The organism is Methylobacterium sp. WSM2598 (assembly GCF_000379105.1).
Lineage (GTDB): Bacteria > Pseudomonadota > Alphaproteobacteria > Rhizobiales > Beijerinckiaceae > Methylobacterium.
The window spans coordinates 2,380,581-2,393,325 of the sequence record NZ_KB900609.1 but is presented as its reverse complement, the minus strand read 5'-3'; the positions used below and the strand labels follow the sequence as shown (position 1 = coordinate 2,393,325).

General features: G+C 74.7%; 13 protein-coding genes. 6 read left to right on the top strand and 7 right to left on the bottom strand.

The window, feature by feature from the left end; translation table 11 throughout:
- Positions 1–138: 138 nt before the first annotated feature.
- Positions 139–948, top strand: a complete 810-nt coding sequence (locus MET2598_RS0111200) for an inositol monophosphatase family protein (RefSeq protein ID WP_018260884.1) — start codon at positions 139–141, stop codon at positions 946–948.
- On the opposite strand, the gene MET2598_RS0111195 is transcribed toward MET2598_RS0111200, so the two are convergent.
- The 5 genes from MET2598_RS0111195 to MET2598_RS0111175 all read right to left on the bottom strand — a co-directional run bounded on the left by MET2598_RS0111195 (position 908) and on the right by MET2598_RS0111175 (position 5,728).
- On the bottom strand, positions 908–1,444 hold the full coding sequence (locus tag MET2598_RS0111195; RefSeq protein ID WP_150108641.1) for an autotransporter domain-containing protein: 537 nt from the start codon (positions 1,442–1,444) through the stop codon (positions 908–910). The two genes, MET2598_RS0111200 and MET2598_RS0111195, sit on opposite strands and share 41 nt — an antisense overlap.
- A gap of 203 nt (positions 1,445–1,647) precedes the next feature.
- Positions 1,648–1,872, bottom strand: coding sequence for a hypothetical protein (locus tag MET2598_RS0111190; protein WP_018260882.1), 225 nt, complete (start codon positions 1,870–1,872; stop codon positions 1,648–1,650).
- Positions 1,873–1,939: 67 nt separating this feature from the next.
- Positions 1,940–4,174, bottom strand: coding sequence for a xanthine dehydrogenase family protein molybdopterin-binding subunit (locus MET2598_RS0111185; protein WP_018260881.1), 2,235 nt, complete (start codon positions 4,172–4,174; stop codon positions 1,940–1,942).
- Entirely contained in the window at positions 4,167–5,225 is a 1,059-nt protein-coding gene (locus MET2598_RS0111180; RefSeq protein WP_018260880.1) for an FAD binding domain-containing protein, read from the bottom strand. Before MET2598_RS0111180 ends, MET2598_RS0111185 begins: the two co-directional genes overlap by 8 nt.
- Positions 5,222–5,728, bottom strand: coding sequence for a (2Fe-2S)-binding protein (locus tag MET2598_RS0111175; RefSeq protein WP_018260879.1), 507 nt, complete (start codon positions 5,726–5,728; stop codon positions 5,222–5,224). Before MET2598_RS0111175 ends, MET2598_RS0111180 begins: the two co-directional genes overlap by 4 nt.
- Positions 5,729–6,107: 379 nt before the next feature.
- Here MET2598_RS0111175 and MET2598_RS36305 point away from each other — a divergent pair, with 379 nt between their 5' ends.
- The gene (locus MET2598_RS36305; RefSeq protein WP_012332408.1) at positions 6,108–7,337 is read left to right on the top strand and encodes a sensor histidine kinase; all 1,230 of its coding nucleotides are present in this window, start codon (positions 6,108–6,110) and stop codon (positions 7,335–7,337) included.
- A 111-nt stretch (positions 7,338–7,448) separates the two neighbouring features.
- On the opposite strand, the gene MET2598_RS0111165 is transcribed toward MET2598_RS36305, so the two are convergent.
- Entirely contained in the window at positions 7,449–8,522 is a 1,074-nt protein-coding gene (locus MET2598_RS0111165) for a patatin-like phospholipase family protein (RefSeq protein ID WP_018260878.1), read from the bottom strand.
- A 158-nt stretch (positions 8,523–8,680) separates the two neighbouring features.
- On the opposite strand from MET2598_RS0111165, the gene MET2598_RS0111155 reads away from it, so the two are divergent.
- The 4 genes from MET2598_RS0111155 (at position 8,681) to egtD (ending at position 12,157) form a co-directional block, all read left to right on the top strand.
- Positions 8,681–9,301, top strand: coding sequence for a DUF1989 domain-containing protein (locus MET2598_RS0111155; protein WP_012332410.1), 621 nt, complete (start codon positions 8,681–8,683; stop codon positions 9,299–9,301).
- A gap of 179 nt (positions 9,302–9,480) precedes the next feature.
- Positions 9,481–10,248 (top strand): guanitoxin biosynthesis heme-dependent pre-guanitoxin N-hydroxylase GntA, encoded by a 768-nt coding sequence (gntA, locus tag MET2598_RS0111150; protein ID WP_018260877.1) that lies wholly within the window; start codon positions 9,481–9,483, stop codon positions 10,246–10,248.
- Entirely contained in the window at positions 10,248–11,195 is a 948-nt protein-coding gene (locus tag MET2598_RS0111145) for a methyltransferase (protein ID WP_012332412.1), read from the top strand. Before gntA ends, MET2598_RS0111145 begins: the two co-directional genes overlap by 1 nt.
- The gene (egtD, locus tag MET2598_RS0111140; RefSeq protein ID WP_018260876.1) at positions 11,192–12,157 is read left to right on the top strand and encodes an L-histidine N(alpha)-methyltransferase; all 966 of its coding nucleotides are present in this window, start codon (positions 11,192–11,194) and stop codon (positions 12,155–12,157) included. The genes MET2598_RS0111145 and egtD overlap by 4 nt, the downstream gene beginning before the upstream one ends.
- Before the next feature lie 248 nt (positions 12,158–12,405).
- On the opposite strand, the gene MET2598_RS0111135 is transcribed toward egtD, so the two are convergent.
- Entirely contained in the window at positions 12,406–12,744 is a 339-nt protein-coding gene (locus MET2598_RS0111135) for a hypothetical protein (protein ID WP_012332414.1), read from the bottom strand.
- Between the last annotated feature and the right edge of the window lies 1 nt (position 12,745).

Genomic DNA, 12,745 nt, shown 5'->3' with positions numbered 1-12,745 from the left:
GCCCGTCCTTCGGGGGCGTTCTCGGCAAAAATACCGCCGAGGCGGGTGGGGCAGGGCAGGGGCGCGCCCGGCCGTCATCACGGGGCGGGACCTCTCGTGTAAGGGAGCCGCGATGCCTGCTCGCCGGAGAGACCGACCGTGCCATCCCCGTCCCATGATCCCCGCCGCTTAGCCCTCGCGCAGGAGATTGCCCGGCGCGCCGCCGAGAAGGCCCAGGCCTTCTTCGCCGCGCGGGACACGCTCGTGGTCGAGCGCAAGAGCAGCCCGCAGGACCTCGTCTCGCGGGCCGACCGGGAGGTCGAGGTGCTGATCCGGGAACTCGTCGCCGCCTCCTTCCCGGACGATGCGGTCCTGGGCGAGGAGGAGGGGCTGAGCGAGGGGCGGTCCGGCTTCGTCTGGGTGGTCGACCCGATCGACGGCACCAGCCCATTCCTCCACGGTCAGCCGAACTGGTGCGTCTCGGTCGCCCTGGCCGGTGCCGGCGGCATCGAGGCCGGCGTGATCGCCGCGCCGGTGCTGGGCGAGACCTACGCGGCGGCGCGGGGCGCCGGGGCGACCCTGAACGGCCGGCGGCTCGCGATCGCGCCCTCGACCCGCCTGACCTCCGGCAGCGTCGCCTACGGCGCCACGGCCCGCACGCGCCCCGCTGCGGCCGGGGCCTTCGTGGAGCGCCTCTACGCGGAGGGCGGGACCCTGTTCAACAACGGGTCCGGCGCCCTGATGCTCGCCTACGTGGCGGCCGGCCGCCTCGCCGGCTACTACGATCCCGGCCTCAGCTCCTGGGACTGCTACGCGGGCCTGCTCCTCGTCGAGGAGGCGGGCGGCGCCGCCGAGTTCGACGGCGACCTCCGCCGGCGCGGCGCCCTGCGCGCCGGGTCCAAGGCCGTGGTCGAGGACCTGCGCCGGCTCAGCGCCGGCCTCGACGACGCGGTCGGAACCGCATCGTGAGCCCGCCGCTCACCGCGAATCCGTCGCCGCCGGCCCGGGCGACGCTCGTGCCGCCGGCGAGCGTGGCGCTGAGGACCGGGATGATGTCGGCGCGCAGGCCGGCCTCGACCTGGCCATAGGTCGCGCGGCTCGCCCGCCCGAGCTGCGTCCGGATCGGGAGCGCCGGCAGCGTCGTGACGGAGGTGACGATCGTGCGCGCACCGTCGAGGAATTCCCGCTCGGCGGTCAGGTGCAGGAAGCCCGTCACCGTTCCTGCGAAGGCCGCGAGGGGCGCCGTGCGCGGCTGCGCCCCGGCCCGCGCCACCAGCGAGGCGAGATCGGTGCCGCGCACGCTCTGGGTCTGGGCCGCGTCGCCGGCCTCGGTGTAGCCGTCGACGCGCGTGGTCGCGTCGGTCAGCGCGGTGACCGGGCCGAGGCGCCGGCCGTCCGTCGCGCTGGCCCCGCAGGACGCCGCCGCGTCCGCCTCGCCTGCATCCGCCCCTTGGTTCCATAAGATCCCTTATGCGAATCGGGTGTGTAGGCGCAAAGGAGACTTGTCGTCCGACATCTGGTTGATGGCTTGGCCATCTCCCATTTCGGCAATGCGGATGTCGGCGTCGCTCAGGCGCCGTGCCGGATCGCACGACCGGCCTTCCCCGCCGGGCGGTACAATCGAAGGCCCAGAGCAGGCTTGCGGCTTCGGCCCGAGCGAAGCCTGCCCTAGCGGTGTACCGGCCCTTCCGACTTCGCCGTGCCCAGGATGCACAGCGACACCCCGACCACGCCCACGACCGTGCCCAGCGCCGATTGGTGGATGAAGGACCAGTAATAGCCCGGGCCGCCGACAGCGATCCCGGCGAGGGTCAGGAGCAGGCCGCGGAGGGAGACCGGCGGCTTGGCCTCCGGGAGTTTGGCGTGCGGCGTATAGGTCGGGGTGGCGTCCATGCGCGGCCTCGCGGAGCGTTCCCCGTCAACGCCCGGCGCGCGGCCCGGGGTTCCGGGCCGCGCGCCGTCACAGCAGCTGGTCGAGCGTGATCGGCAGGCTGCGCACCCGGATGCCCGTCGCGTGCCAGACCGCGTTCGCCACCGCGCCCGCCGTTCCGGTGATGCCGATCTCGCCCACCCCCTTGATCCCGAGGGCGTTGACGTGCGGGTCCGCCTCCTCGACCAGGATCGCCTCCAGGGCGGGCACGTCGGCATTCACGGGCAGGTGGTACTCGGCGAGGTTCGCGTTCATGATCCGGCCGGTGCGGGGATCGTGGACGGCCCTCTCGTGCAGGGCGAAGGACAGGCCCCAGATCATCCCGCCGTAATATTGGCTGCGCACGAGGCGCGGGTTGATCACGCGCCCCGCCGCGAAGGCGCCCACGAGCCGCGTGCAGCGCACCTGCCCGAGATCCGGATCGACCTTCACCTCCGCGAAGACGGCGCCGTGGGCGTGCATCGCGTAGGTCTCGCGCGCCGCCGGATCGCCCGCGCCCTTGCCCCGCCCCTCGACGGAGGCGCGGCCCGCCCGGGCCAGGATCTCCGTGAAGGCCTCGCCGCGGCCCTCGTCGTCGCGGCGCAGCAGCCGGCCGCCGCGGGCGACCACCCCGGCATTGCCGGCCCCGAAGAGCGGCGAGCGCTCGTCCGCGGTGGCCAGCGCGGCGAGTGCGGCGATCGCGGCGGCGCCCGCCTCGTGGATCGCCGCCCCGGCCGTCGCCGTGTGGGCGGAGCCGCCGGCGATGCCGCCGTTCGGGAGCCGGGAATCGCCCATCCGGAACGCGACGGCGTCGATGTCGAGGCCGAGGGATTCGGCGGCGATCTGGGCCAGGGCGGTCCAGGCCCCCTGCCCCATGTCGTGGGCGCCGATCTCCACCGAAGCCCCGCCATCCGCCCGGATCTCGGCGCGCGCCTCGGCCTCGAACATCAGCGCCGGGAAGGTCGCGGTCCCGAGGCCGCAGCCCACCAGGAGCCCGTCGGCGTCGCGGCGCTGCCGCGGCGCGCGCGGGCGCCCGGCCCAGCCGAAGCGCTCCGCACCTTGCCGGTAGCACTCGCGCAGGGCCTTCGACGAGAAGGGCCGGCCGGATGCGGGCTCGCGCTCGGCGTAGTTGCGCAGGCGGAATTCCAGCGGGTCGAGCCCGCAGGCCTCGGCGAGTTCGTCGACCGCGCTCTCCAGCGCCGCGCTGCCCGTCGCCTCGCCGGGCGCACGCATGAAGAGCGGCGTGCCGGTGTCGAGGCGCAGGGCCCGATGCGTCGTCCTGAGGGCGGGCGTCGCGTAGAGCGTGTGCGACACGCCGCCCGCCGGCTCGATGAAGTCGTCGAAGCGGCTGGTCGCGGTCAGCGTGCCGTGGTCGAGGGCGGTGAGCCGGCCCTCGGCATCGGCGCCGAGCCGCAGCCGCTGGCGGGTGGGCGCGCGGTGCCCGACCGGCCCGTACATCTGATCGCGGCGCAGCACCAGCTTGACCGGCCGCCCGGCGAGGCGGGCCGCCATAATGCCGAGCACCTGCGGCCCGGAAATCATGCCCTTCGAGCCGAAGCCGCCGCCGAGGAAGGGGCTCCGGATGTGGACGTCGTCGGGCGCGATGCCGAACAGGCCGGCGATCCGCCCCTGGGCCATCGCCATGCCCTGGCTCGGCGTGTCGAGGGTCAGGCGGTCCCCGTCCCAGGACGCCACCACGGCGTGGGGCTCCATGGCGTTGTGGTACTGCGCAGGCGTCTCGTAGGTCGCGTCGATCCGCGCGGTCGCCCGGGCGAGGCCGTCCTCGACGTCTCCGACCGCGAGGTCGGCCGGCTCCCCGACCCCGACCGCGGGCGGCGCGAAGGCAGGCCCGGCGTCGAGCCCGATCGCGGGCGGCTCGCTCTCGTAGGTCGGGGCGAGCAGCGCGGCGCCCTCGGTCGCCGCCTCCAGCGTCTCGGCGATCACCACGGCGATCGGCTGGCCGGGATAGCGCACCTCCGGGCCCTGGAGCAGGTCGAGCCGGAAGGTGAAGGGGTCGTGCTTCTCGTCGGGGTCCTGCGCCAGGGGCGGCGCGTTCTCGGGCGTCATCACCGCGACGACCCCCGGATGCGCCAGGGCGGCCGGCGCGTCGAGGCCCGCGACGCGCCCGCGGGCGATGCTGCTCGTCGCGAGCACGGCGTGGAGCAGGCCCTCCGGGTGGTGGTCCGCCGCGTAGCGCGCGGCCCCCGTCACCTTGAGGGTCCCGTCGCGCCGCGTCAGGGGCTGGCCGAGATTCGAGCCGTGGCGGAGGCGGGCGGGCTCAGGCATGGGCGTGCTCTCCGGGGGCGGGGGCGAAGACCGAGGCCGGCAGGGCCGGCAGGCGCTCCGGCGTGCCGGCGGCCGCGCGGGCGAGCGCCCGGGCGACGAGGCGCCGCGCGAGCGGGATCTTGAACGCGTTGTCGCCCGAGGGGACCGCCCCGGAGAGCGCGGCCTCGCCCGCGCGGGCGAAGACTTCCGGCCCGGGAGCCGCGCCGGCGAGGAGCGCCTCCGCCTCGCGCGCGCGCCAGGGCTTCGCCGCCACCCCGCCGAGGGCCAGGCGCGCCTCCGCGATCCGCTCTCCGTCGAACCGCAGGGACGCCGCCGCCGACACCAAAGCGAAGGCGTAGGACGTGCGCTCGCGCAGCTTGAGGTAGCGCGAGTGGCCCGCGAAGGCGGCGGCCGAGGGCGGAAGCCGGAGGGCGACCACGAGCTCGCCCGGAGCCAGCACCGTCTCCCGCTCCGGGTGATTGCCGGGCAGGAGGTGGAAGCCGTCGAGGGGCAGGTCGCGCCGCCCCTGCGGGCCCTCCACCTCCGCGACCGCGTTGAGGGCGACCAGGGGCACGCAGAAATCGGACGGGTGAGTGGCGATGCAATGCGCGCTCCAGCCGAGCACCGCGTGCGCGCGAGTCTCGCCCCCGCGCGCGTCGCAGCCCGCGCCCGGGACGCGCCGGTTGCAGGCGCTCGCCGGGTCGTAGAAGTAGGGGCAGCGCGTGCGCTGCAGGACGTTGCCGGCCGCGGTGGCGGCGTTGCGCAGCTGCGCGGAGGCGCCCGACAGCAACGCCTCGGCCACGGCCGGACAGGCGCGGGCGAAGTCCGGGTCGGCGGCGAGGTCGGCGTTGCGCACCAGCGCACCGATGCGGAGGGAACCGTCGGGCAGGGTCTCGATCCGGTCGAGACCGGGCAGCCGCGTGAGGTCGACGAGCCGCGTCGGGCGCTCGATCCCTCCCTTCATCAGGTCGACGAGGTTGGTGCCGCCGGCGAGGAAGGCGGAGCCCGCCCCGGCGCCGGCCGCCACCGCCTCCGCGATCGTGGCCGGGCGAAGGTACTCGAACCGGTTCATGCCGCCTCTCCCCGGCCCTGCTTCTCCGCTCGGGCGAGGCGCGCCCGCGCGTCGCGCACCGCCTCGGTGATCCCCGCATAGGCGCCGCAGCGGCAGAGATTGCCGCTCATGCCCTCGCGGATGCGCTCGGGATCGTCCCCCGCCAGCCCCTCGCGGATCAGCCCGATCGCCGACATGATCTGCCCCGGGGTGCAGTAGCCGCATTGCAGCGCGTCGTGGTCGAGGAAGGCCTCCTGCACCGGATGGAGCGCCCCGTCCCGCGCCACGCCCTCGATCGTCACGACCTCGGCGCCGTCGAGGCTGACCGCGAGCGCCAAGCAGGCATTCACGCGCCGCCCGTCGACCAGCACCGTGCAGGCGCCGCACTGGCCGCGGTCGCAGCCCTTCTTGGTGCCCGTGAGGGCGAGCCGCTCGCGCAGGAGGTCGAGGAGCGTCACCCGCGCATCCTCCAGGACGAGCGCGCGCGCGGCGCCGTTCACCGTGAGTGTGATCGGTATGGTCATGCCGGCTTCCTGTTCGGAACCCTTACACTAGGTGCCGCGGCGGGGCCGGCCAGCCCCGCTCGTCCCCGGCCCCGCTCCCGCGACACCGTGTCGGCCGGTCCTCGACCATTCCGGCCGCCGCGGCGCCGGCGGGAAGACCAGTTCAGACCCCGCGCGCCGCCCGCTCGCGCCGGACCGCGCAAGGTGGCGACCGGGGGGCAATGCTCCGGCACGGCGTTGCTCCACTGCATGGTCGGAATCCTGACAGTCAACGCGGCCGGCTTGCCTTTGCGGACGGCCCGTGCCACGCCCCGCGAAGGCATCGCTCGGCTTGGTCGCGGTCCGTCGATCTTTGGGGTGAGCCCGCGAGACTTGCGAGCGGCGACGGCGGGAGTTCCGGTTGAGTGAGCGTGAGGAGCCGGCCGCCGTCGCGGCCGAGCGGGTGACGGAGCTGGAGGCCGAACTGGCGCGGCTGCGCCGCTCCCTCGACGAGGCGACCCGGCGCGCCGCGGCGGAGACGCCGACGAGCCATGCCGGGCACGAGCGGGAACTGGCGGAGGCGAGGGCCGAACTCGCCCTCGCCCAGGCCCGGCTCGCCGAGCTCGAACAGTCCAATGCCGGTCTCCACGCCGAGCGGCTGAGTCTGACGGCGAGCGAGGCGCGCTACCGGCTCGCGGTCGAGAGCGCCCGCGACTACGCGATCTTCACCACGGACCTCACCGGCCGCATCACCGGCTGGAACACCGGGGCGGAGGGCCTGCTCGGCTGGAGCGAGGCCGAGGCCCTGGGGCAACCGCTCAACCTCATCTTCACGCCCGACGACGACCGCGCCGCCATCGCGGAGGCGGAGATGCGCCTCGCCGTCACCGAGGGCCGGGCCGAGGACGACCGCTGGCACCAGAGGCGCGACGGCAGCCGGTTCTGGGCCAACGGGGTCATGATGCCGCTGCGCGACGACGCGGGCGCGCTCGCGGGCTTCCTGAAGATCCTCCGCGATCGGACGGCGCAGAAGAAGGCCGAGGAGCACCAGGCGCTGCTGCTGAACGAGCTGAACCACCGGGTGAAGAACACGCTCGCCACCGTCCAGGCCTTCACCACCCAGACCCTGCGCAGCGCCGCCTCCCTGGCGGAGGCCCGAGAGGCGATCACCGCCCGCCTGATCGCCCTGTCCAAGGCGCACGACGTGCTGACGGACGAGAACTGGCAGGGGGCGGACCTCGCCCAGATCGTCGCGGACGCCCTGCGCCTGCACGGCGACGGCCAGCGCTGCCGCTGGCAGGGCAATCCGATCCGGGTCTCCGCGCGGATCGCGCTCGCCCTCGCGATGGTGCTGCACGAACTCGCCACCAACGCGACCAAGTACGGCGCGCTCTCGAACGCCCACGGGACCGTGGCGGTGACGTGGCGCATCGCCGAGGAGGACGGGGAGCCGCGCCGCGCGCCGCGCCTGAGCCTTCACCTGCGCTGGGAGGAGCGCGGCGGCCCGCCCGTCCTGCCGCCGACGCGCCAGGGCTTCGGCTCGCGGATGATCGAGCGCGGCGTCGGCAGCGAACTCGGGGGCACGGTGCGGCTCGCCTACCCGCCGGAGGGCGTCGTCTGCGACCTTCACCTGCCGCTGGAGATGGGCTGATCCGCCGTCCGGACGCTCAATTCCGGACAGCGGATGACACGCCCGCGCGGCGCCTGAGCGACGCCGACATCCGCGTGACGACGCAATCCGTCGGGTGTCGTGTGACGCCCCTCAGGGCAGGCGCGCCCGCCCGAGTCCGTCCCCCGCCCCGTCCGGGACCGACAGGTAGGTGAGCCGGTCCGGTCCGGGCGCGGCCTCGCGCAGGCGCTCGAGGCCGCGACGGATGTCCCGCCGCCCCGCGGCCCAGCGGTCGCGGATCGAGGATGGGGAGAAGTCGAGGGTCTTGGCCGAGACCTCGTCGGGTCCGCCCTGATAGGCGAGATGCAGCAGGGTGGCCCGGGCGCCGTCGGGCTCCAGCCGGGCATGCAGCGCGTAGTCCCGCCGCAGCGCGGCCACGCTGCGCCGCGTCGCGCTCGCGAAGATGAGGTCGTGCGCCCGCTCCAGCACGGCGTCGAGGCTGCGCGGGCGCGGCGCCCGCAGGCTGAACAGCTCGGCCGCGATGCAGAGGAGGTCCCGCTCCGGCGCATCCGCCAGCACCAGGTCGAGCGGCACGTTGTTGGTGTAGCCCGCGTCGCAGTAGAGGCGCCCGGCGATCTCCACCGGCGGGAAGGCCGGGATGATCGAGGCGCTCGCCAGGATGTGGTCCGGCCCGATGCCCCCATCCGCCGTGTCGAACCGCACCTCGTCGCCGGTCTCGACATCGACCGCGGTGACCGTCAGCCGGGTGTCGCCCCGGTTCAGGCGGTCGAAATCGACAAGCCGCGTCAGGGTCGCGCGCAGCGGCGCGAGATCGTAGAGGGCGACGTCGTTCGGCATCCAGGGCAGGGCCGACCACAGGCCGGGGAAGCGCTGGCGGAAGAGCGAGGGCCGGCCGGCCAGGGCCGCGAGCGCGGAGTGGAGGCCGTTATAGGTCTGGCGCAGCTTGGTGGCGCCGGTGGGTTCGCGCAGCGAGTGGACGGCCGCCTCGGCCCAGAATTCCCGCAGGCGGTCGAGGCGGGCCTCGGGCGGGTTGCCGACCAGGAGCGCGCCCGTCACCGCGCCGATCGAGGCCCCGACGATGCGGCGCGGCCGGATCTCCTCGGCGATGAGGTGCTCGCAGATGCCCGCCAGGTAGGCGCCGAGGGCGTTGCCGCCGCCCAGAACCAGGGCGACGTCCTGCGGCAGGGTTCGAGAGGGTGACGGCAAGGCGGGATCCGGGCTGAGGGCGTGTCCGGCTCAATGTCGCGGTTTCGGGCCGGTTCCCCTTCGGGAGCCGGCGGGTGCGGCGCCTCCCGCGCGCTTTCGCCGCGCATCCGCCCGCCCGTCCGGACGTTGCCGCCGCGGTCGTCGAGAGGGGCAGAGGCATGTCGCAGCCGGGTGAGCCGCCGGTCCCGGGTCGGGTCTACGAGATCCCGCCGCGCTCGGGCGTCGCCTTCGCGCTCGACCGCGGGCAGCGCCTCACCGTGATCGATCCGCAGGGGGAGCAGGTCGCGGACCTCCTGGCCTTCCGCCGCGGCGACGTGGAGGAGGTGATCTCCTCGGGGCGCACCATCGACTATGTCGGGCGCATCTTCCTGAGCACGGGCGACCCGCTCTACTCGAACCGGAGCGCCGTGCTCCTGCGCATCGTCGAGGACACGGTCGGCCGGCACGATTTCCTGCTGACGCCCTGCTCGGCCGACACGTTCCGCATCATCTACGGCGACGCGCACCCGCATCACGGCTGCTTCGGCAACCTCGCCCGGGCGCTCGCGCCCTACGGGGTGACGCCCGACCGGATCCCGGTCGCGTTCAACGTCTTCATGCACGTCACCGTGGACGGGGCGAGCGGCGCGATCGCCGTCAGGCCACCGCTCAGCCGCGCCGGCGACCGGGTCGTGTTCGCGGCCGAGGCCGATCTGGTGATCGGGCTCACCGCCTGCTCGGCGCTGCAATCGAACAACTACGCCTTCAAGCCGATCCACTACCGGGTGGATGCTGCCTGATTCCGCGGTGATCGCCCGACCGGGGGCAGGAACAACCCCTACCCGACGAGGTTGTCCCGCCGCCGTGGATGCGTCGCGCGCGATTCTTTCACCGCGTTCTGTTTTCGGCACCCGCCGCGCCAGCGCGCGGCGACGCCGTCGACGGCTCCCTCACCCTGGAAAACCTTGTCCTGCGTGCCATGACCTTTCCCGAGGATGATGCCGACCACCCCCTGGCCAACCGCTTCAGGGCCTTCCTGCGCCGCCCGGCCTTCCCCTGCGTCGGCGCGAAATCCGCCCTGCAGCGCGGGCAGCTGCGGCTCGTGGTGGCGGGCGACCTCGCGGCGGGGCGCGACGACGACCGGATCTACCCGGCGCTGCTCGCCTTCGTGGCGCGCACCCGCGAGGCGCCCGGGCTGTTCCAGAGCTTCGCGGTGCTGTTCGAGGGGCCGACCTCCCTGTCCGAGGAGGCTTTCGAGACGCATCTCTGGGCGCGCATCCAGGCCCTCTCGGACCGGGACAGCCGGGTCGGCCTGCCCTACGACCCGCGCGTGCGCGCGGACCCGGACGACCCGCACTTCGCCCTGAGCCTCGGGGGCGAGGCCTTCTTCGTGGTCGGGCTGCATCCCGGCGCGAGCCGGCCGGCCCGGCGCTTCGAGGCGCCGGCGCTGGTGTTCAACCTGCGGGAGCAGTTCGTGCGATTGCGCGCGGAGGGGCGCTACGAGAGCCTGCGCGCCGCGATCCTGGACCGGGACCTGGCCTGGACGGGCTCGATCAACCCGATGCTGGCGCGGCACGGCGAGACCTCGGAGGCGCGCCAGTACAGCGGGCGGCTGGTCGGCGAGGCCTGGACCTGCCCGTTCCGCCGCCGCGAGACCGCGCCGCGCGGCGATCCCGACCAGGTGGCGCGCGACCTGCGGGCGGGCGCCTTCCTGGTCCCGCCGCGGGCCCGCACGGAGCAGCTGTGATGATGGCGCTGGACCAGGGCAAGGAGGCGGCGCTGCTGGCGCTGGTGGAGGCCGTCCGCGCCACCGGCTACCGCTTCACCACGGTGACGCCGGCGACGCATGCGCGGGTGAACGGCCGCCCGCAGAACCGGGAGGCGCGCAACCTGCGCGACGTTCTCGGCTGGAGCCGGCCGTTCCGCCCGCACCTCCTGCCCCCGCCGCTGCTGGCGGCCCTGCGAGAGGCCGCGGCGGTCGTGCCCGAGGGCGATCTCCTGCGGCCGGCGCTCAGGCTGTCCAGCCTCGACGGCGAACTCTTCCTGCACTCGGCCTTCCCGCCGCTCGCCGCCGATTCGGTCTTCTTCGGGCCGGACACCGTGCGGTTCGCCGCAGCCGTGCTGGACCATCTCGCCGCGCGCGAGCGCCCGGTGCGGCGCGCCGTCGACATCGGCTGCGGCTCGGGCGCCGCCGGCATACTGATCGCCAAGCGCGCCCCCGGGGCCGAGGTGGTGCTGGTCGACATCAACGAGAAGGCGCTGCGGGCGGCGCGGCTGAACGCGCGGGCCGCCGGGGTCGCGAACGTGCGCGCGCGGCCCAGCAACATGCTGTCCGGCGTCGAGGGCGCCTTCGACCTCATCGTCTCGAACCCGCCCTTCATGGTCGACGCGGCCGGCCGGGCCTACCGGGACGGCGGCGGCGCCCTCGGCACGGGGCTCTCCCTCGCGGTCGTGCGCGCGGCCGCCGAGCGCCTCGCCCCGGGCGGGACGCTGGTTCTGTTCACCGGCGCCGCGATCGTCGAGGGGGCGGACCCGTTCCGGGAGGCGGCGGCCGCCGCCTGCGAGGCGGCCCGCCTCGCCTGGACCTACCGGGAGGTCGACCCGGACGCCTACGGCGAGGAACTCGACGGGCCGGCCTACGCGGCGGCCGAGCGGATCGCCCTCGTCGTCCTGACCGCCACGAGGCCGGAATGACCGACGCGACCGCGATGCCCGCCGCGCCCGATCGCGCCGCCGAGACCGAGGCCTTCCGGCGCGACGCGCTCGCCGGGCTCGGCCGCACGCCGAGGTCCCTGCCCGGCAAGTACCTGTGGGACGAGACCGGCTCGACGCTGTTCGACCGGATCTGCGGCAGCCGCGACTATTACCCGACCCAGCAGGAGATGGGGTTGCTGCCGGAGGTGGCGGCCGAGGTCGCGGGCGTGGTCGGGCGCGGCGCCACCATCGTCGAGTACGGCAGCGGCGCGAGCCGCAAGATCCGCACCCTGCTCGACCGGCTCGAGGCCCCTGCCCGCTTCATCGCCCTCGACATCTCCTGGGACTTCCTGGTGGCGGCGATCGGCCGGCTCGCCCGGGATTACCCGGCCGTGGCGATGCGGCCGGTCCACGCCGACTACGCCCGGCCGATCCGGCTGCCGATCGACCTCGGCGGCGGCCCGGTCCTGGGCTTCTTCCCGGGCACGAGCATCAGCAACTTCGCGCCCGACGGGGCCGTGGCCTTCCTGGGGCGCGTGCGCGACACGCTCGGGCCGAGCCGCCTCCTGATCGGGGTCGATCCGACCCACGACCCGGACCGGCTCCTGCGCGCCTACGGCGGCAGCGACGGCCTGATGGCGGCGCTGCACCTCAACCTGCTGGCGCGCGCCAACCGCGAGATCGAGGCCGGCTTCGATCTCGACGCGTTCCGGCACGAGGCGCGGGTGGTGGAGGATCCGTTCCGGGTCGAGGCCCATCTGGTGGCGCGGCGGCCGACCGCGTGCCGGATCGCCGGTCGGGTCATCGACTTCGCGGCCGGCGAGAGCATCCACACCGACAATTCCTACAAGTACGCGCCGGACGCCTTCCGGGCCCTCGCTTTCGCGGCGGGCTGGGTGCCGGAACGGGTCTGGGTCGACGCGGAGGGGCTCTTCAGCCTGCACCTTCTCAGATGCGATTAAGCGATTGCGGGAGAAGGACGAAGCGGCGCACCGCGCCGGGCCGAGGCGAGCCGCGGCGGGGTGTCAGCATCGTCCCGTAACTGTCTGATCAAAAGTGACTTTCATGCACCGGAGCCGGGCGCCGATCCGTCCCGGCGGGCGGGGGTGCCCCGCCTCTGCCGCGAGGCGCCCCGGCCCGCATGGCCCGCTCCGTCGTGGACGGGCCGGGAGCGAACCCCCGCCCCGCCCCGCGGATCGCGCCGCGCGCCTCAGCGGTAGCCGTCGTAGCGCTCGCTGCTCCGGCTCATGCCGCGGGCCACGTAGTCGCCCGTGATCGAGCGCTGGCCGAACATCAGCCACGCGAGGCCGAAGCCGATCGCGCCGGCGACGAACCAGCCCGTCATCGTGGCCCCGTCCACGTCGCCCACGTAGTCGCGCCCGCGCTGCACGTAGCGCGAGCCCTGCTCGGCGACGTCGTCCCAGCGGTCAGAGGCCTGGTCGGCGAGATTGCGCGCCGCGCTCGTCGCCTGATCGTAGAGGCTCTCGCCGCCCTGGCCGCCGCGGCCCGTGGTGCTGCGGGGGCCTCCGGCTTGTGTTCCACCAGCCATG

Excerpts from the sequence above, each read along its gene's own strand:
- MET2598_RS0111190 (WP_018260882.1), bottom strand. The coding sequence starts at position 1,872 with ATGGACGCCACCCCGACCTATACGCCGCACGCCAAACTCCCGGAGGCC.
- MET2598_RS0111185 (WP_018260881.1), bottom strand. The coding sequence starts at position 4,174 with ATGCCTGAGCCCGCCCGCCTCCGCCACGGCTCGAATCTCGGCCAGCCC.
- MET2598_RS0111180 (WP_018260880.1), bottom strand. The coding sequence starts at position 5,225 with ATGAACCGGTTCGAGTACCTTCGCCCGGCCACGATCGCGGAGGCGGTG.
- MET2598_RS0111175 (WP_018260879.1), bottom strand. The coding sequence starts at position 5,728 with ATGACCATACCGATCACACTCACGGTGAACGGCGCCGCGCGCGCGCTC.
- MET2598_RS0111155 (WP_012332410.1), top strand. The coding sequence starts at position 8,681 with ATGTCGCAGCCGGGTGAGCCGCCGGTCCCGGGTCGGGTCTACGAGATC.
- gntA (WP_018260877.1), top strand. The coding sequence starts at position 9,481 with ATGACCTTTCCCGAGGATGATGCCGACCACCCCCTGGCCAACCGCTTC.
- MET2598_RS0111145 (WP_012332412.1), top strand. The coding sequence starts at position 10,248 with ATGATGGCGCTGGACCAGGGCAAGGAGGCGGCGCTGCTGGCGCTGGTG.
- egtD (WP_018260876.1), top strand. The coding sequence starts at position 11,192 with ATGACCGACGCGACCGCGATGCCCGCCGCGCCCGATCGCGCCGCCGAG.
- MET2598_RS0111135 (WP_012332414.1), bottom strand. The coding sequence starts at position 12,744 with ATGGCTGGTGGAACACAAGCCGGAGGCCCCCGCAGCACCACGGGCCGC.